The sequence below is a fragment of the Comamonas terrae genome, from assembly GCF_001544075.1.
GTDB classification, from domain to species: domain Bacteria; phylum Pseudomonadota; class Gammaproteobacteria; order Burkholderiales; family Burkholderiaceae_C; genus Comamonas; species Comamonas terrae.
The window spans coordinates 43,757-61,231 of sequence record NZ_BCNT01000009.1; the positions used below are offsets into that span (position 1 = coordinate 43,757).

At 62.1% G+C, this 17,475-nt stretch carries 16 protein-coding genes; 11 read left to right on the plus strand and 5 right to left on the minus strand.

The window, feature by feature from the left end:
• Positions 1-70: 70 nt before the first annotated feature.
• Positions 71-1,174 carry an enoyl-CoA hydratase/isomerase family protein gene (locus Cte04_RS14060; RefSeq protein WP_066478949.1) on the plus strand — a complete coding sequence of 368 codons (1,104 nt, stop codon included), beginning with the start codon at positions 71-73 and terminating at the stop codon, positions 1,172-1,174.
• A gap of 66 nt (positions 1,175-1,240) precedes the next feature.
• On the opposite strand, the gene Cte04_RS14065 is transcribed toward Cte04_RS14060, so the two are convergent.
• Complete coding sequence (locus tag Cte04_RS14065; RefSeq protein WP_066478952.1) at positions 1,241-1,651, minus strand: DUF4259 domain-containing protein; 411 nt, start codon at positions 1,649-1,651, stop codon at positions 1,241-1,243.
• 209 nt (positions 1,652-1,860) lie between these two features.
• Here Cte04_RS14065 and Cte04_RS14070 point away from each other — a divergent pair, with 209 nt between their 5' ends.
• Positions 1,861-3,840, plus strand: coding sequence for an oleate hydratase (locus tag Cte04_RS14070; RefSeq protein WP_066479354.1), 1,980 nt, complete (start codon positions 1,861-1,863; stop codon positions 3,838-3,840).
• Between the two features lie 163 nt (positions 3,841-4,003).
• On the opposite strand, the gene smpB is transcribed toward Cte04_RS14070, so the two are convergent.
• Complete coding sequence (gene smpB, locus Cte04_RS14075; RefSeq protein WP_066478963.1) at positions 4,004-4,477, minus strand: SsrA-binding protein SmpB; 474 nt, start codon at positions 4,475-4,477, stop codon at positions 4,004-4,006.
• Between the two features lie 159 nt (positions 4,478-4,636).
• Between smpB and Cte04_RS14080 the strand changes: the two genes are divergently transcribed.
• Together Cte04_RS14080 and Cte04_RS14085 are read left to right on the plus strand one after the other, a co-directional pair.
• Complete coding sequence (locus tag Cte04_RS14080; protein WP_066478965.1) at positions 4,637-5,089, plus strand: type II toxin-antitoxin system RatA family toxin; 453 nt, start codon at positions 4,637-4,639, stop codon at positions 5,087-5,089.
• Positions 5,082-5,435 carry an RnfH family protein gene (locus tag Cte04_RS14085; protein ID WP_066478968.1) on the plus strand — a complete coding sequence of 118 codons (354 nt, stop codon included), beginning with the start codon at positions 5,082-5,084 and terminating at the stop codon, positions 5,433-5,435. The genes Cte04_RS14080 and Cte04_RS14085 overlap by 8 nt, the downstream gene beginning before the upstream one ends.
• Before the next feature lie 80 nt (positions 5,436-5,515).
• Here the strand turns inward: Cte04_RS14085 and Cte04_RS14090 are convergent, their stop codons facing one another.
• Positions 5,516-6,073: a DUF4124 domain-containing protein gene (locus tag Cte04_RS14090; RefSeq protein WP_066478974.1), complete on the minus strand. Its 558-nt coding sequence runs from the start codon at positions 6,071-6,073 to the stop codon at positions 5,516-5,518.
• Between the two features lie 88 nt (positions 6,074-6,161).
• Here Cte04_RS14090 and guaB point away from each other — a divergent pair, with 88 nt between their 5' ends.
• The 4 genes from guaB (at position 6,162) to guaA (ending at position 10,078) form a co-directional block, all read left to right on the plus strand.
• Positions 6,162-7,637 carry an IMP dehydrogenase gene (gene guaB, locus Cte04_RS14095; protein ID WP_066478982.1) on the plus strand — a complete coding sequence of 492 codons (1,476 nt, stop codon included), beginning with the start codon at positions 6,162-6,164 and terminating at the stop codon, positions 7,635-7,637.
• A 94-nt stretch (positions 7,638-7,731) separates the two neighbouring features.
• The gene (locus tag Cte04_RS14100) at positions 7,732-7,992 is read left to right on the plus strand and encodes a type II toxin-antitoxin system Phd/YefM family antitoxin (RefSeq protein WP_066478983.1); all 261 of its coding nucleotides are present in this window, start codon (positions 7,732-7,734) and stop codon (positions 7,990-7,992) included.
• A complete protein-coding gene (locus Cte04_RS14105; RefSeq protein ID WP_066478984.1) occupies positions 7,989-8,429 on the plus strand; it encodes a type II toxin-antitoxin system VapC family toxin in 441 nt (146 codons plus the stop codon). Before Cte04_RS14100 ends, Cte04_RS14105 begins: the two co-directional genes overlap by 4 nt.
• Before the next feature lie 32 nt (positions 8,430-8,461).
• The gene (gene guaA, locus Cte04_RS14110; protein ID WP_066479358.1) at positions 8,462-10,078 is read left to right on the plus strand and encodes a glutamine-hydrolyzing GMP synthase; all 1,617 of its coding nucleotides are present in this window, start codon (positions 8,462-8,464) and stop codon (positions 10,076-10,078) included.
• A gap of 86 nt (positions 10,079-10,164) precedes the next feature.
• Here guaA and Cte04_RS14115 read toward each other — a convergent pair whose 3' ends face one another.
• Positions 10,165-10,560 carry a hypothetical protein gene (locus Cte04_RS14115; protein WP_245633380.1) on the minus strand — a complete coding sequence of 132 codons (396 nt, stop codon included), beginning with the start codon at positions 10,558-10,560 and terminating at the stop codon, positions 10,165-10,167.
• Positions 10,561-11,238: 678 nt separating this feature from the next.
• On the opposite strand from Cte04_RS14115, the gene Cte04_RS14120 reads away from it, so the two are divergent.
• Both Cte04_RS14120 and Cte04_RS14125 read left to right on the plus strand, forming a co-directional pair.
• Entirely contained in the window at positions 11,239-11,970 is a 732-nt protein-coding gene (locus Cte04_RS14120) for a PIG-L family deacetylase (RefSeq protein WP_083526670.1), read from the plus strand.
• Positions 11,970-12,848 carry a glycosyltransferase family 2 protein gene (locus tag Cte04_RS14125; RefSeq protein WP_066478991.1) on the plus strand — a complete coding sequence of 293 codons (879 nt, stop codon included), beginning with the start codon at positions 11,970-11,972 and terminating at the stop codon, positions 12,846-12,848. Before Cte04_RS14120 ends, Cte04_RS14125 begins: the two co-directional genes overlap by 1 nt.
• 183 nt (positions 12,849-13,031) lie before the next feature.
• On the opposite strand, the gene Cte04_RS14130 is transcribed toward Cte04_RS14125, so the two are convergent.
• The gene (locus tag Cte04_RS14130; protein ID WP_083526671.1) at positions 13,032-13,205 is read right to left on the minus strand and encodes a DUF1328 domain-containing protein; all 174 of its coding nucleotides are present in this window, start codon (positions 13,203-13,205) and stop codon (positions 13,032-13,034) included.
• A 511-nt stretch (positions 13,206-13,716) separates the two neighbouring features.
• Between Cte04_RS14130 and Cte04_RS14135 the strand changes: the two genes are divergently transcribed.
• Positions 13,717-17,469, plus strand: a complete 3,753-nt coding sequence (locus tag Cte04_RS14135; RefSeq protein ID WP_217997582.1) for an ATP-binding protein — start codon at positions 13,717-13,719, stop codon at positions 17,467-17,469.
• Positions 17,470-17,475 lie beyond the last annotated feature (6 nt).

Consider the following 17,475-nt stretch of genomic DNA (forward strand, 5'->3'; position numbering starts at 1 on the left):
TAATTTCCCGTTGCGCGGCAGGCTCGCCTGCCGCAAGCGGCATACCCACAATCCAAAGGAGCGACAAGCCATGGCAGAGACCCTGCTCAATCCCCAGTCCGATGTGATCGCCGAGGTGCGCGGCCGGCTGGGCATGATCACGCTGAACCGGGCCAAGGCGCTCAATGCGCTGTCCCTGGGCATGGTGCGCGATCTGCTGGCCGCCTTGCTCGCATGGCAGAACGACGACAAGGTCATGGCCGTGGCCATCCGCGGCATGGGCAAGGAGGGCGCATTCGGCGCCTTCTGCGCGGGCGGCGACATCCGCTTTCTGCATGCGGCAGGCAGCACCGGCAACCCGCAGCTGGAGGATTTCTTCACCGAGGAATACACGCTCAACCACCTGATCCACCACTACGGCAAGCCCTATATCGCCTTCATGGACGGCATCGTCATGGGCGGCGGCATGGGCATCAGCCAGGGCGGCTCGCTGCGCATCGTGACCGAGCGCACCAAGATGGCCATGCCCGAGACGGCGATCGGCCTGTTTCCCGATGTGGGCGGCGGCTACTTTCTCTCGCGCTGCCCCGGCCATGTGGGCGAGTGGCTGGCCCTGACCGGCGAGACCATCGCTGCGGGCGATGCGGTGGCCTTCGGACTTGCGGACGGCTGCATTCCGTCCGACCAGCAGGCCGTTCTCTGGGAGACGCTGGCGACCACCGACTTTGCCAATGTCCAGGCACTGGATGCCGTGGTGCGGGCCCGCTTTGTCGAGATGCCGGCCAGGAACGCGGCCCGTCGCGAGGAGATCGACGCCTGCTTTGCCAGGCCCTCGGTGCTGGAGATCGAGCAGTCGCTGCGGGCGGGCAGCGACTGGGCGCAGACGCAGGCGGATGTCCTGCGCAAGCGCTCTCCGCTGATGCTGCATGTGGTGCTGGAGCAGATCCGCCGGGCGCGCGGCATGACGCTGGCCGAGGACCTGCGCATGGAGCGCGACATGGTGCGCCACTGCTTCTACCTGCGCCCCGGCCAGAGCGAGACCGTGGAAGGCATTCGCGCACTGGCGGTGGACAAGGACCACCAGCCGCGCTGGAACCCCGCGCGCATCGAGGATGTGCAGGAGGCGCAGTGGCAGGCCTTCTTCGACAGCCCCTGGCCGGCATTTGCCCATCCGCTGCGCTATCTGCGCCACTGATCCTGCCCCGGCGGGCAGGGGCGACGGGCGCCGCCTTTTTCACAGGGTGGCGGACGGGAGCGCAGGTCAATCGCCGCCGACTTCGCGTTCTTCTTCCCACTCCCCGCTTTCATCGGCCTGCGCCGCAGCCAGGGCCAGCATGCGGTCGAATGTGGCCTCCAGCGTGAGCCTACGGTTGTGCCTGTAGTCGGCATCGGGCTCCAGGGCGTCGATGCTGGCATCCCAGGCAGCCAGAAAGGTTTCTTTCCACCGGGCCAGCGTTGCGCTGGCGGGCCACTGGGGCTCCATGCCGTTTTCGGCCATCACGCACAGCAGTTCGATCCGGCAGGGCACCAGGTCGGCGTCCGGCTCGTCGGCCCCCTGCGATTGCGGCGAGGCCATGGCTTCGGCAATCTCATCAAGCAGCTGGCCCGTGATGTCGTCCAGCCAGTCCAGTGCGGTGTCGTTGTCGAAGTTCCCGTGCGACCAAGTGCCCATATGACCTCCTGTTGCTGCTTGGCTTGGACAGGAGCCCACCTTAGGTCGCGCCGATGTCAAAGCCGTGTCAGAGAACATCGGCAGGCAGGGGCGGTGCGCAGCCGTGGACTGCGGTGTTCTGGCTTTCTTGCTGCAGATCAATCGGGGTCCGGGTTTCACCTGATATATGTAGGGTGTCACCATCAATGGCATCCGAGAAAGGCAAGACCATGAATCGTGCAGACTTCAACACCCCCAGCCAACCCAGGGCTTCTGTTCGTGTCGAGGCGAATGTCGGGGAGGGCTTCTGGCGCAAGAGCGCGAAAGACACCCTGCCCCCGCCGGACATGGTGGGCCCGTACATGCGCAATCGTCCGGTACCCGCAGCGCCGGTGCCGGGGCGCAAGGCATGGATCATCGGCAGCGGCATCGCCGGGCTGGCAGCGGCTTTCTACCTGATCCGCGACGGCGGCATGAAGGGGGAGGACATCACCATCCTCGACACCCAGCGCGTGGCCGGCGGCTCTCTCGATGGCGCGGGCAATGCCGAGGACGGCTACATCGTGCGCGGCGGCCGTGAAATGAACTGGAACTATGACAACTTCTGGGATCTGTTCCAGGATGTGCCGGCACTGGAGTTGCCCGCAGGCTTCAGCGTGCTCGACGAGTACCGCTGGGTCAACGACAACGACCCCAACTGGTCCAAGGCGCGGCTGATGCACAAGCAGGGCCAGATCCGCGATTTCTCGACACTGGGCCTGAGCAAGTCGCACCAGTGGGAGATCGTCAAGCTGCTGCTCAAGCGCAAGGAGGACCTGGACGACATCACGATCGAGCAGTATTTCAGCAAGAGCTTCCTCGAGACCAATTTCTGGTACCTGTGGCGTTCGATGTTCGCCTTCGAGAACTGGCAAAGCCTGCTGGAGATGAAGCTGTACATGCACCGCTTCCTCGACGCCATCGACGGCCTGACCGACATGTCGGCCCTGGTGTTCCCCAAGTACAACCAGTACGACAGCTTTGTCGTGCCGCTGACCCGCATGCTGCGGGAGCAGGGCGTGCGGGTGCAGTTCGATACCCGGGCCCATGACCTGGACCTGCGCGAGGAGGGTGGCAGCCGCACCGTGACCGCGATCCGCTGCAAGGTGGCGGGCCGCGAGGAGACCATTGAAGTCGACGCCAACGACGTGGTGTTCGCGCTCACGGGATCGATGACCGAGGGCACGGCCTATGGCGACATGGATACGGTGCCGGTGCTGGCGCGCGCCAACGAAGAGCCGGGCGAGGACAGCGACTGGATGCTGTGGAAGAACCTGGCGAAGAAATCGCCGGTCTTCGGCAGGCCCGAGAAGTTCTGCGGCGATGTCTCTCGTTCGATGTGGGAGTCGGCCACGCTGACCTGCAGGCCTTCGCCGCTCATCGACAAGCTCAAGGAGCTGGCCGTCAACGATCCGTATTCGGGCAAAACCGTCACCGGCGGCATCATCACCTTCACCGACTCCAACTGGGTGATGAGCTTTACCTGCAACCGCCAGCCGCACTTTCCCGACCAGCCGGACGACGTGCTGGTGCTGTGGGTCTATGCGCTGCTGATGGACAAGGACGGCAACCATGTCAAGAAGCCCATGCCGGCCTGCACCGGGCGCGAGATCCTGGCCGAGCTGTGCCATCACCTGGGCATCGCCGACCAGCTCGACGCGGTGGCCGCCAACACCAAGGTGCGCCTGGCGCTGATGCCCTACATCACCGCGCAGTTCATGCCGCGCGCGGCGGGCGACCGGCCCCGTGTGGTGCCGCAAGGCTGCACCAACCTGGCCTTGCTGGGCCAGTTCGTGGAGACCAGCAACGACGTCATCTTCACGATGGAGAGCTCGGTACGCACCGCGCGCATCGGCGTCTACACGCTGCTGGGCTTGCCCAAGCAGGTGCCCGACATCAGCCCCACACAGTACGACATCCGCAACATCCTCAAGGGCGCGCGGGCGCTGAACAACAACGAGCCTTTCCCGGGCGAGCGCCTGCTGCACCGGGTGCTGGGCAATAGCTATTACGCCCATGTGCTGCCGCCGCTGCCCGAAGGCGAGGAGACGCTGCGCGAGCGCGCCGAGGCGGAGCTGTCCACGCTGCTGGGCAAGGGCAGCCAGGCGCTGGCGGCAGCCTCGGGCTGGCTGGAGCGCTGGCGTAGCGGCCTGCGCGACAAAGCCAAATAACGGCGGTCAGCCGGTGTCTGTGGGGCCGGGGAGCCGCAGTCTCCATGCTCCCCAGAGGCCTTGAGACCTGGGGCTGGTCTGCTGCCCTTGAGGCGAGGGCGTAATGCACAGGGCAGCTGCGTAAGCATCCAGGTATGCCAGCCCTGGGGGTGCGTCGTGCAGGTTAGCGGCTGCGGTTCTTCATGGCGCGTTCGACCTCCCGCTTGCCTTCGCGGTCCTTGATCACGTCGCGCTTGTCGTGCTCGGCCTTGCCCTTGGCCAGCGCGATATCGCATTTCACGAAGCCGTTCTTCCAGTGCAGGTTGACGGGCACCAGGGTGTAGCCCTTTTGCTCGACCTTGCCGATCAGGCGGCGGATGTCGTCCTTCTTCATCAGGAGCTTCTTGATGCGCGCTGCATCAGGATTGACATGGGTGGAGGCGGTCTTGAGCGGGTTGATCTGGCAGCCCAGCAGAAACAGCTCGCCGTCCTTGATGATCACATAGCCATCCGTGAGCTGGACCTTGCCGCTGCGCAAGGCCTTGACTTCCCAGCCGTGCAGCACGATGCCTGCCTCGTGGCGTTCCTCGAAGAAATAGTTGAATGCAGCTTTTTTGTTGTCGGCAATGCGCGACGAAGTTTCTGGTTTCTTGGCCATGGAGTATTAAGTGCGGCGCGAACCCGGAGATAAAAGCTCTCCCTACAATACTGGATTGCCGTCTCGCCTCTGGGTGGGATTTTAGTTTCGCATGGCGGCTTTGGGGGCAAAGGCCTGCACGATGCCCTGGAACCGCGGCCATGCTGATTGCTCTTGTCCATGAAAAACGTCAACAAGTCCGTCCTGATCTGGTACAGCCCCGAAGAAATGTTTGCCCTCGTGACGGACGTGGCCCACTATGCCGACTTCCTGCCCTGGTGCGACCAGGCCCGGGTGCTGGAGCAGGACGAGACGGGCATGACGGCCGAAGTGGGCATCGCCTTCGGCGGCCTGCGCAAGTCGTTCGTGACGCGCAACACGCACAGCGATCTGGAAGGGGGCGGCAAGCAGGTACGCATCCGGCTGGTCAAGGGGCCTTTCTCGCGCCTGGAAGGCGATTGGCGTTTCCGCCCGGTGGGCGACGGCAAGCAGCGCGCGTGCCGGGTGGAACTGCAGCTGGACTATGGCTTTGAAAGCGGCGCCCTTGCCGCAGTGATCGGTCCGGTGTTCGATCGCATTGCCGGCTCCATGGTCGATGCCTTCATCAAGCGCGCCGAACAGGTCTATGGCTGAAGCCGCGGTGCTGAAGATCACGCTGGCCTACAGCCCATGCGCGGGCAGCGTGCATGAACGGCTTCTGGAGCTGGCGCCTGGGGCAAAGGTCGAGGACGCAATAGCCGCAGCCGGCGGATGGGCGGCGCTGGGTCTTGCGGGAGTGAGGGAGGGCGCTTCCATGGTAGGCATCTGGGGGAAGCGCGTGCGGCCAGAGCAGCTTCTGGCCGATGGCGACCGCGTGGAATGCTACCGGCCCTTGAGCGTGGATCCCAAGGTCGCACGCCGTGAGCGTTTTGCCCGGCAAGGCGTGCGCGGTGCGGGCCTTTTCAAGCGGCAGCGCCCGGGCGCCAAGGCCGGCTACTAGCATCGCACAGCTGCTGCAAAGCGCCGGCCCACCAAAAAGCGCCCTTGAACGGGCGCTTTTGCTTGCAGGGCAGGTCGGGCTTATTGCGCTGCTTGCGGTGCCGGTCCGCAGTCGGAGGCGATCACGGCATCGGCGCGCTTGACCTCGGCTTCCCGGGTCGCATCGTCCATGAAGCCGCGCTCGCCCTTGGCATTGACATGGGCGAGCAGCTGGCCGGAAGTCAGCGCCGTCCTGGACTGCCTGGCGCGTGCGCAGTTGTCCTGGCGTTGCTTCTCGCGCTGCAGCTGCTCGGCCCTGGCCTTGGCAGCCTCCTGTTCTTCCTGCTTGCGCTTTTGCTCTTCCAGCCCTTTGTCCACGCCTTTGTCCGTGCTCTTGTCTTCGGGCCGGGCGGCGGATTTCTCGGGCGCTGCTGCGGTGGCAACGGTGGCGGAAGTTGCCGCACCGCTGGCGGGGATGCCGGCTTGCCGGGTGGCTGCCGAGCCGGGCTGGCGCAGGATGTTCTTGCTCGGAATGTCGGGTGGCGGCGCGCGGTCGCTGAACACCTTGTGGCCCTGGCCGTCTATCCATTGCCACTGCGCCATGGCAGGGACGGCGCAGCAGACGACGGCGGCAATCAAAGCGAGCTTGATGGAATGCATGGGGGTAGTGAATCCTGTGGGGCCTCTGAAGGCAGAGCATACATTGTGGGCCAAGACGCGGGTACAATCCTTCTTTTGGAGCCTTCACATGCGCCTTCTCGGAAAAGCACTGACCTTTGACGACGTCCTGCTCGTTCCCGCCTACTCCGAAGTCCTGCCCAAGGACGTTTCCCTCGCCACCCAATTCACCCGCAATATCCGCCTGAACCTGCCCCTGGTGTCTGCCGCCATGGACACGGTGACGGAAGCGCGCCTGGCCATTGCCATTGCGCAAGAGGGCGGTATCGGCGTGATCCACAAGAACATGACGGCCGAGCAGCAAGCGGCCGAAGTGTCCAAGGTCAAGCGCCATGAATCCGGCGTCGTGCACGACCCCGTGGTCATCACGCCCGAGCATACGGTGCTGCAGGTGCTGCAGCTGTCCGAAGAGCGCGGGATATCGGGCTTCCCCGTCTGCGACGGAGGCAAGGTGGTCGGCATCGTGACCAGCCGCGATGTGCGCTTCGAAACCCGCTATGACGTCAAGGTCCGCGAGATCATGACGCCGCGCGAGAAGCTCATCACCGTCAATGAAAAGGACGGCACCACGCCCGCCCAGGCCAAGGCCCTGCTCAACAAGCACAAGCTCGAGCGCCTGCTGGTCGTCAACGACGCTTTCGAGCTCAAGGGCCTGATCACGGTCAAGGACATCAACAAGCAGACCACCTTTCCCAATGCGGCGCGCGATGCCGCAGGCCGCCTGCGCGTGGCCGCGGCCGTCGGCGTCGGTGCCGGCACCGAAGAGCGTGTGGAGCTGCTGGTCAAGGCCGGCGTGGATGCCCTGGTCGTGGATACGGCCCATGGCCATTCCAAGGGCGTGATCGAGCGCGTGCGCTGGGTCAAGCAGAACTATCCGCAAGTGGATGTGATCGGCGGCAACATTGCCACCGGTGCAGCCGCGCTGGCCCTGGTGGAAGCCGGTGCCGATGCGGTCAAGGTCGGTATCGGCCCCGGCTCCATTTGCACGACCCGCATCGTGGCAGGCGTGGGCGTGCCCCAGATCATGGCCATCGACAACGTGGCCCAGGCGCTCAAGGGTACCGGCGTACCCCTGATCGCCGACGGCGGCATCCGCTTCTCGGGCGATATTTCCAAGGCCCTGGCCGCCGGCGCTTCCACCATCATGATGGGCGGCATGTTCGCGGGTACAGAAGAGGCTCCCGGCGAAGTCATCCTCTACCAGGGCCGCTCGTACAAGAGCTACCGCGGCATGGGCTCCATCGGTGCCATGCAGCAGGGCTCGGCCGACCGCTACTTCCAGGAATCGACCACCGGCAACCCCAATGCCGACAAGCTGGTTCCCGAAGGCATCGAAGGCCGCGTCCCCTACAAGGGCTCCATGGTTTCCATCGTCTACCAGATGGCGGGCGGCGTGCGCGCCTCCATGGGTTACTGCGGCTGCGCCACCATCGTCGAGATGAACGAGAAAGCCGAGTTCGTGGAGATCACCGCGGCCGGTATTCGCGAATCTCACGTGCACGACGTGCAGATCACCAAGGAAGCGCCCAACTATCGCGCTGACTAAGTGCGGTGACTCTGACCAGATTGCGATGATCTGGTCAGAATGCTAAAATCTGGCCTGAATCTAAATTCAGGCCAGATTTTTTGTTTTCCAGCCCATGCAATCTGTCGGTATCTACGAAGCCAAGACCCGTTTCTCCGCCTTGATCGAACTGGTGGAGCAGGGCGAGGAGGTGCGCATCACGCGCCACGGCAAGGAGGTCGTGCGCATGCTGCCGGTGCGCCGCAAGCCCGTGATCACCGACGAGCAGATTGCCCGGGAGCTGAAGCAGATCCAGGCGCTGCAGCAAACCATTCAAGCACCGAAAGCTACGGATTCCGTAGCAGTTCTGCGCCGGACAGGCCGGAGCGACGCATGAGCGCCGCGGCTTTCGTCCTCGATGCCTCGGTCACCGCAGCATGGCTGCTGCCCGATAGCGCCAGCGAACACACCCAGCGCCTGTACGCCCGCATCCGCCGCGATGAGGTCGACCCCCAGGCACCCAACCTGTGGCAGTGGGAATGCGGAAATCTGATCGCCTCGGGCGTGAATAACGGCCGTATCCCGCATGCCAGTGTCGAAGGCCTGTGGAGCGTGCTGGAGGCCATTCGCCATCGCGTGGAGCTGCACGATCTGGCCCCCGCCCAGCACAAGGCCGTGCTCGATGTGGCGCTCGATACCGGCCTGCCTGCTTACGATGCCGCCTACCTGTGGCTGGCGCAGTCCTTGCGCCTGCCGCTGGCCACTTTTGACGAAGCCCAGATGGCGGCTGCCAGGAAACGAGGCATTGCACTGCTGGCCCCTGAAGATTTCTAGAACCTTTCTTCCCTCTCTTGCCCTTGAACACCATGCAACACGACAAGATTCTCATTCTGGACTTTGGCTCCCAGGTCACGCAGCTGATTGCACGCCGCGTGCGCGAGGCCCATGTGTACTGCGAAGTCCATCCCTGCGACGTGAGCAGCGACTGGGTGCGCGAATTTGCCGCCGACGGCAAGCTCAAGGGCATCATCCTGTCCGGCAGCCATGCCAGCGTTTACGAAGTGGACGACCGAGCCCCCGACGCCGTGTTCGAGCTGGGCCTGCCCGTTTTGGGCATCTGCTACGGCATGCAGACCATGGCGACCCAGCTGGGCGGCAAGGTCGAGGGCTCCAACAGCCGCGAATTCGGCTATGCCGAAGTCCGCGCGCACGGCCACACCGAACTGCTCAAGGGCATCGAGGACTTCGTCACGCCCGAAGGCCACGGCATGCTCAAGGTCTGGATGAGCCATGGCGACAAGGTCACCGAACTGCCTCCGGGCTTCAAGGTCATGGCTTCCACGCCGTCCTGCCCCATCGCCGGCATGGCCGACGAGGCGCGCCGCTACTATGCGGTGCAATTCCACCCCGAAGTCACCCACACCGTGCAGGGCCAGGCGTTGCTCAATCGCTTCGTGCTGGACATCTGCGCAACCAGGGCAGACTGGATCATGGGCGACTACATCGAGGAAGCCGTGGCCAGGATTCGCGAGCAGGTTGGCGACGAGGAAGTGATCCTGGGCCTGTCCGGCGGCGTGGACTCCTCCGTGGCCGCGGCGCTGATCCACCGCGCCATCGGCGACCAGCTGACCTGCGTGTTCGTGGACCACGGCCTGCTGCGCCTGAACGAAGGCGACATGGTCATGGACATGTTCGAAGGCAAGCTGCATGCCAAGGTGGTGCGCGTCGATGCTTCCGAGCTGTTCCTGGGCGAACTGGCCGGCGTTTCGGATCCCGAGCAGAAGCGCAAGATCATCGGCCGCCTGTTCGTGGACGTGTTCAAGGCCGAAGCGGCCAAGCTCAAGGCCGCCACGGCCGGCAGCAAGGGCGCGACGTTCCTGGCCCAGGGCACGATCTATCCCGACGTGATCGAATCGGGCGGCGCCAAGAGCAAGAAGGCCGTGACCATCAAGAGCCACCACAACGTGGGCGGCCTGCCCGAGCAGCTGGGCCTGAAGCTGCTGGAGCCGCTGCGCGACCTGTTCAAGGACGAAGTGCGCGAACTCGGCGTGGCCCTGGGCCTGCCCCGCGGCATGGTGTATCGCCATCCCTTCCCCGGCCCCGGCCTGGGCGTGCGCATCCTGGGCGAAGTGAAGAAGGAATATGCCGACCTGCTGCGCCGTGCCGACGCCATCTTTATCGAAGAGCTGAACAACTGGATCGACGAAAAGACCGGCAAGAGCTGGTACGACCTGACCAGCCAGGCCTTCACCGTCTTCCTGCCCGTCAAGAGCGTGGGCGTGATGGGCGATGGCCGCACCTACGACTACGTCGTGGCCCTGCGCGCCGTGCAGACCAGCGACTTCATGACCGCCGACTGGGCCGAGCTGCCCTATGGCCTGCTGAAAAAGGTCTCCGGCCGCATCATCAACGAAGTGCGCGGCATCAACCGCGTGACCTACGACGTCTCGACCAAGCCGCCGGCAACCATCGAGTGGGAGTGATCTTGAAGCCGGCATAGCCCGCGGCAAGAACAATCAAGCACTTTTTCAGCGCTGATTGAGATTAAGGAGAGAAGGAAATACTGGCGTCACTGCACGGGACGCGCTTCGGAAGAATCTGTCTGTATGGGCTTGTCATACAGCTTGCTGCAGGACATGCTGATCAGGGACGTTGCAAGATTGCTTCGAGTCTCCTTGCCTTTTGCCACCAGGCATTCGAAACCCGTGCCGTATGAGGAAGGAGTCCGGCCCGATCCTTGGGGCACGGCCTGCATGCCGCCAGGATATTCTTTGGCACAGCCCAGCCGTACCAGCTGAGCCGCAGCGTCATCCGTTGCATGAGGGGCTTTGTCAAGCAGGCAAGTGGCGTAGTTCGCCGCGATCGCCTGGTTCGCCAAAACACTCAGTACAAAAAAATCCACACAGGTTTTTGTGGTGACCTGCCGACAAGCTTGGCGCATTGCGGCATAGGCAAAGTCGTGCATGGCAGCTCCCTTGGCTGTATTAAATGCAAAAATCTATCGACATTCAATGTCAATAGTATTTAGATTTAAAAGCCAAAGGATCAAGGCATCAAGTCGGATTTCAAAGGCATCGCGATGCAGTGGGTATTGGCGGCGCGGCTGCATACCTGCGCTGCCTGGGAATGCCTGTGGAAAAGTACGCAGGCAGAGGCTCTTCCCTTCAATCACCAGCAGGGTGCCGTGACCTCGTGGGAAAGCCCAGTGCTGAAAACGTGGCGGTGGGCACCAAGGCGAGGCCTGTTTTGCTGGCTGCTGCGGAATTCGCTTCATCTTCCCTACCTCGCTAAGGTTCTTGTATTTGATGGTAGAAGCGACGGGTAGCCTGGAATGGCTGCTGCAGTTTCACTGCACCGAACGGGCGCTTCGCTTGTGATGTGACGAGGACCATGCCGCAGAACTTTACGGCTTCATTCCTCATTTCACTTTCCGACTCCGGTCTGCATTGCAGAGGAAGGCAAAAAGCGAGCGTGCTGTGCGCGCAGCTTATACGCGCCGGGCCGGTCAAGCGGCCGATGGAGCGTGGAGTGGCGGCGCAGAACGTGCTTGCCAAAAAGCCGACAAGCGGGCCTGCCGCGCCCGCAGCCAGGGTAACAAGCGGGGTATTGCGGCTCCGTGCCGCTTTGACTACGGGAGCATGGCGTGGCCAATTTGCAGGAAAAAAGCGGAAAGAACATTTCCAGTCTGTTGCTGGTTTTTTCCCCTCATCTTGACGATGCGGTATTTTCATGTGGTGAACTGATGGCCCGGTGTCCCGGTGCTTCGGTGGCCACGGTATTTGCTGCCGCACCATCCGGCTTTCCATCGCTGACAGGATGGGATAAGGCTTGTGGTTTCAAAAATGCACAGGAAGCGGTTTTTTTCCGCAGGGAGGAAGACCTTCGTGCGCTGGCCGTACTGAAGGCCAGGCCGTCCTGGATGGATTTCTGCGATGACCAATACCAGGCTTCCCCATCATTTGCAGAGCTGTCTCACGCGGTGGATGAGATATTGCGCATCCATGCAACTTACGCTGTCCTACTGCCGGCCGGGCTTTTCCATGCCGATCATTTGCAGTTGCACGACGCATTGCTGTCGTTGCACGCCCGATATTCGGAAAGGACATGGATCATGTACGAAGATGCGCTTTACCGCCGCATCCCCGGACTGCTGCAGCGTCGGCTTGCCACCTTGCATTCAGCCGGGTTTTGCGCCACGCCGCTTTCCATGCCGCAGGATATGGACGCACGAGAGCTCAAGCGGGAGGCTGTCTGCTGCTATGCCAGCCAGTTGCGTGCCCTGGACAAGGCGGCCAACGGCCATGCCGACGCCTGCGCACCGGAAGGCTATTGGTTGCTGGAGACCGGTCTTGCGAGTGAAGAGGGAGCGGGGTGATGGACAGGCAACAGCATGTGGAACTCATGCGGCGTATTGCCGTGGTCGTTCTTACCTATAACCGCGCTGGCGAACTGCGCCGCACGCTGGATAAACTGCTGGCGCTGCCGGTGCCTCCGGCTATTGTCGTCGTTGACAACGGTTCGACCGACGGCACAGCGCAAATGATGCACTCATGCTTTGCGACGGTCCGCTACATCCGGCAGGCGCGGAATCTCGGAGCGGCAGCGCGCAATGCCGGTGTTCTGGCCGTAGAGACGCCTTACGTGGCTTTTTGCGATGACGATACCTGGTGGGCACCGGGGGCGCTCGAACGTGCAGTCGCGCTGATGGATGCCTATCCACATGTCTCAGTCCTTTGTGCACGCGTGCTGGTCGGGATCAAGGAGCGCGAGGATCCCACTTGCACGGCCATGGCAAAAAGCCCTTTACCATGCGAGCAGTTGCCAGGGCCGGCCCTGTTGGGCTTTCTGGCAGGGGCGTCGGTGATGCGCCGCCATGCCTTTCTGGAAGCGGGCGGCTATGAGCCACGGCTTTTCATCGGTGGTGAAGAGGGATTGCTTGCATTGGACATGGCCGCCGGAGGGTGGAAGATGGCCTATGTCCCTGAGCTCATCGTTCATCACCATCCTTCTTCGCTGCGTGACAGCAGCACGCGCAACAAGCACCTTGCGCGCAATGCCTTATGGGTTTGCTGGATGAGATTGCCCTATGGTGCGGCGTTGCGCCAGTCCTGGCGCATTCTGCGCGAGGCGTCGCGCAGCGGGATATTGAAGCCGGTCCTTGCCGAGGCTCTGAGCGGAATCCCATGGGCCTTGAAGCATCGGCGCAGGGTACCGCCGCAGGTGGCCCGATGGCATCAGTGGTTGCATGGCTGATCCGGAAATGTCTGCAAGGCACGCTGCAGCGCGAAACGGGCCCAGTCATCCTTCTGATGCCGAGATCCTTTCAGCTGAAGGCCATTTCGCGGGCGGTACCGCCCTGTTCGGCTGAGCGATGAGAAAGCGACAGCAATAAAAAGGAGGCCAAGGCCTCCTTTCTCCGGTCATTCCTGCAAACGTCTATGAAACGGCGCCAATTCCCAGCACTGCCAGCACCACAAAGACGATGGCAATGATGATGAAGATGCCGAACAGGACCTTGGCAACACCGGCCGCGCCACTTGCAATGCCGGTAAAGCCGAACAGACCGGCAATGAGTGAGATGACTGCAAAGATGATCGCCCATTTCAGCATGAGTACCTCCTGTGGTTCGTATTGGAGAGATAAGGCAGTATCCCAACTCTTCTATCAACCGGTGCCGTGAAGAAAGAGGATGGCTTTGTGCCTTTCCGCGACGTTTCCAAGAGTCTCAAGAATCACCGGATGGCGCTGTAGGAGAGGAGACGTAACACTTGTCCCCAGGGGAAGGCGTGGCCTTACAAGCTCTGGTGAAGTAAAGGAGATTGCTTGCCGCGCCGCTTCTTGCATTGAGGGCGTCATGGCAAGTTGCAATTGCGTTGCGTGCCGGCAGGGTGTTTTCCATGTCCGACACGAGCGCATGAACGTTGGTACGCGTATGTCTTTGCCATCGCATACGGTGCGAGGGAAGGGGCAAGGCGCTTGGCAAGCCTGTATGTCCGCGCCGACAGGCTGACAGGGCATATTGCAGCTTGCAGTTCTGCCCGGACCAGCTAACACTCGATGCCTGCGCAACCTGCATATCTGACAGCCTGGCCTGAGTGTGATGCATCAACGGGAGAATTTTTTGCACCCTGAAGCTGGATTCGGTTTTTTGCCCGAGCGTGGCGAAATGGCGCAGCGCATCAGGGCATTTGATTGGAGAGCAACGTCGCTGGGAGAGCCGGAGCAATGGCCTGAAAATCTGCGGACTTCGTTAAGCCTGTGTCTGAGCTCGCGTTTTCCCATTCTCATCTGGTGGGGTCCCGATATGCGGGTGCTCTACAACGATGCCTACATACCTTTTCTGGGGACCACCAAGCATCCTGCTGCATTGGGTCAGCCGGGAGCGCAGTGCTGGAGTGAGATCTGGGGTGGCATCGGCCCCATGCTGGAAAGCGTTTACCGCACCGGCGAAGCGACCTGGTCGCAGGATGAACAGTACTTCTTCGACCGAGCGCTCCCGCGCGAGGAGGTGTATGTCACTTTCACCTACGGTCCGATTCTGTCCACCGACGGCATAACCGTTGAAGGGGTGTTCTGTCCCTGTACCGAGACTACCGAAAAAATCCTTGGTGCCCGGCGGCTGGAAACTTTGCGTCGGCTCGGCCTTCGGTCTACCGAAGCGCGCGGTGTGCAGCAAGCCTGCGAAAAGATATGCGATGTGCTCGCCGAGAGCCGGCATGACGTGCCTTTTGTGCTCATATACCGTTGCTGCGTGGAAGAGGAGGACTATGAGCTACAGGCAGCTGCCGGTTTGGAGCCGTGGCAGGCGACGGGCATGGCCGCCTGGCCGTTCAAGCAGGCCATAGACAGCCAGCAGGCCGTCAATGTGGACTTGCTCCTGATGGGGCAGCAGTTGCCGGGCGCGCCCTGGCCCGAATGTGCGAGCTGGGCGCGCGTAGTGCCGCTCAACTGGGCCGATGACGGAAAGATCAACGGCTTCATGGTGCTGGGGGTCAGTCCGCGCCGCCCGCTGGATGCTGGCTATTGCGCATTCCTCGACCTGGTTGCCAGCCATTCCGCAGCGCAGCTGCGGCAGGCTTGGCGGGTGCAGGCAATGGCGGAGCTGGACCGGGCGAAAACCGTGTTCTTTTCCAATGTCAGCCACGAATTCCGTACGCCGCTCACGCTCATGCTGGGGCCGCTGGAAGATGCCATTCATGCGCCCGGCGGCGAACTGCAGCCTGGACAAACGGTGTTGCTTCACCGCAATGCCCTGCGCTTGCAAAAGCTTGTCAATACCTTGCTCGATTTCTCTCGTGTCGAAGCGCAGCGTTTGAAAGCAAGCTTCGAACCCGTGGATCTGAAGGTGCTGACCGAGGAGCTTGCCGGAGTCTTCCGGTCGGCCATTGAAGATGCCGGGCTGCAGCTGTATGTACGGTGTGAATCGCTGCCCGAGCTCCTGTATGTGGACCGGGACATGTACGAGAAGATCGTGCTGAACCTGATCTCCAACGCCTTCAAGTTCACGCTGCAAGGCTGTATCGAGGTGGTTCTGGAGGATGCTGGCGAGCATGTGGAGCTTCGGGTCAGCGACACAGGCTGTGGTATTGCGGATGAAAACCTGCCTCGTGTCTTCGAGCGCTTTTATCGCATCGAAGGCCAGGCTGCGCGTACGCACGAAGGTACCGGCATCGGCTTGGCTTTGGTGCAGGAGCTTGTGCGTCTGCATGCCGGCAGCCTGCAGGTACACAGCCAGCTGGCCCAGGGCAGCACCTTCACTGTCAGGCTTCGCAAGGGATGCCAGCATCTGCCCGGCGAGTGCATCCGCACGGTGCCCATGCTGTCGCCAACTACCCTGAAGGGACAGCACTATCTGCAGGAGGCATTGCGCTGGCTGCCATCGGCATTGCCCGCAGGCAAGGCTGGCAGTGCGCCCGGAAGAGGCGATGCCCAGCTGTCCCGCGATGCACGTGCCCGTATTGTCTGTGCAGATGACAACGCCGACATGCGTGAATACCTGCAAGGCCTGCTCGCTGCATTCTACGAAGTGGAAGCAGTATCGGACGGGTTGCAGGCCCTTGAATTGATACGACAGCGTCCGCCCCAATTGGTGATTGCCGATGTCATGATGCCCGGCCTCGATGGCTTCGGCCTGCTGCAGGCCCTGCGCAACAATGCGCTGACCCGGAATGTGCCCGTGCTCCTGCTTTCAGCGCGTGCCGGAGAAGAGGCTCAGATTGAAGGCATACATTCAGGGGCGGATGACTATCTGATCAAACCGTTTTCGTCGCGCGAGCTTCTTGCCCGAGTGAAAGCGCAATTGCGCCTGGCCAGCCTGCGCGAGCAGACCAATGCCGCACTCCGTGCCAATGAAAGGCGATTGAGAGCCATCATCGAGCAGCTGCCTGCCGGAGTCGGCGTCTCCGATCTCGATGGAAGATGGGTGCTGACCAATACACTGATGGAGCGCTTTGCTCCAGGCGTCATGCCCTCTACCTTGCCGGATGCCGAGCGCCACTGGTCCAGCTGGGATGCACATGGTATTGCCGTTCCTCGGGAAAACTGGCCTGGCCGGCGCGCGCTGCGCGGCGAAATGGTCCTGCCTGGCATGGAGATGCTCCATCACCCGGAGCCGGACAAGGAGCAATGGGTGCGCATGAGTGCGGCTCCCTTGATTGACGACAGCGGCAATGTGGTGGGTGCCTGTTCGATCATCCAGGACATACATCAGCTCAAGCAGGCGGAGCAGGAGTTGCGCAATGCGGATCGCCGCAAGAATGAATTCCTTGCCGTGCTCGCGCACGAGCTGCGCAATCCGCTGGCTCCGATCATGAACGGCCTGGAACTGTTGCGTCTGGCCGATGGAGATGCCGACAAGTTAAGGCTGAGCCATGTGGTGCTGGAGCGGCAGGTCAACCATATGGCGCGGCTCGTCGACGACTTGCTGGATATCTCGCGCATCACGGTGGGAAAGATCCAGCTGCACAAGGAAGTGGTGGATGCCACGCAGATTGTCCGGCATGCCGTTGAGGCCAGCCGCAACCTGATCGAGTCCCGTGGGCACCAGCTCATCCTGAAAATGCCGCAAGAAGGCATTGTGCTCTATGCGGATGCTGTCCGCCTTACCCAGGTCATCGTCAATCTACTGAACAATGCAGCCAAGTACACGCCTGACGCGGGCGCGATTGTGGTGACGGCGCACGTGGAACCGGATCATGCCATCCTGTGCATCAGCGATAGCGGCATCGGTATTCCAAGCGATCAGCTGGCCGGGATTTTCGAAATGTTCACACAGGTGGAGCTGCCGGATCACCTTGGCAAGGGCGGTCTGGGAGTGGGGCTCACGCTGGCCAGAACCTTGGTGGAACTGCATGGCGGCAGCATCGAAGCGCGCAGTGCTGGAGTGGGGCAGGGCAGCCAGTTCCTGATCCGGCTGCCCCTGTACGAGCTTTCCGCCATACCAGTGAATGAGAACTCGCAGGCAAGCGACGGCACACCATCACGGATCAGACGCGTGCTCATTGTCGATGACAACCGCGATGCCGCTGAAATTCTGGCCATGCTGCTCGACGAATTTGGCGCGGACACCCAGACAGCACATGATGGACCTGGAGCCATTGAACTGGCGCAGACCTGGATTCCGGATGTGGTCCTGCTGGATATAGGATTGCCTGGCATGAACGGCTTTGAAGTTGCAGAAGTGCTCCGCTCCGATCCGAAGTTCGACCGGACGGCACTCATTGCCGTCACAGGGTGGGCGCAAAGCCAGTTGCATCAGAGCTTCAGCGAGGCGGGCTTCCAGCACCATCTGGTGAAGCCGGTGAAGGCGGAAGCACTTGAGAGAATCCTGCTTCAACTCTCCATCCCGCAAAGCCAGGATTCTTCCGTGCATTGAATTCCT